The organism is Lactobacillus sp. C449L (assembly GCF_059900815.1).
The window spans coordinates 1-732 of the sequence record NZ_JBWXGA010000027.1; the positions used below are offsets into that span (position 1 = coordinate 1).

1 protein-coding gene is annotated in these 732 nt (G+C 58.2%); it reads left to right on the forward strand.

What is annotated here, in order from left to right:
- Positions 1-678 (forward strand): IS110 family RNA-guided transposase (locus AC2JF9_RS08065; protein ID WP_500726767.1); only part of this gene is annotated, 678 nt, incomplete at its 5' end.
- Positions 679-732: the final 54 nt, after the last annotated feature.

Here is a 732-nt window from a genome sequence, read left to right on the forward strand (position 1 = left end):
CAGATCGTGCTTCGGGACCAGCTGGTTAGGCAAAAAACGGCCCTTCGAAATGCGCTACGGTCGCACTTGCGCACGTTTGGCAGCGAGTTCACAACCCTACCTCCACCAACCAAGCTTCGAGAGCACGTCGAGGTCCATCTTCAGAGGCTTTGCGAAGACGGCTTTGGGAACGCGGTTACAGACCTAACGGCGTTGCTTGAAGTAACCGAAGCTCTGACTCTGTACGTGGCGCGGATGGACCGACGAATGCAGGCGCTCGCCGAGAGCCTTGCCGTGACAAAACGGTTCATGGAGATACCGGGCGTCGGACCGATTTCAGCGCTTTCATTCTACTGCGCCATAGAGGATCCGCATCGCTTCACTCGTTCGCGTGACGTGGGCGCTTATCTCGGCATGACGCCGGCGCTTAAACAGTCGGGCTCAACGACCCGAAATGGCCGGATCACGAAGGCGGGTAACAAGCTCACTCGAAGCCACCTCGTGATGTCGGCTTCCGTGATCCTCGGGCACGCGACTGGAAGTTTTGCTTTGGGCGATTGGGGACGAGGCTTGCGCGCGAGAATCGGTTGGGGAAAGGCCCGGATCGCCCTCGCTCGAAAGCTCGCAATCATGATGCTGGCGATTTGGAAGACCGGCCAGAGATTTGAAGCACACCCAGTAACGAGACCAGTTCCCTGAAGGGGAGGGGCAGGCCTGGATTCCGGCCACATGTCTATGACGTCGATCATGTAT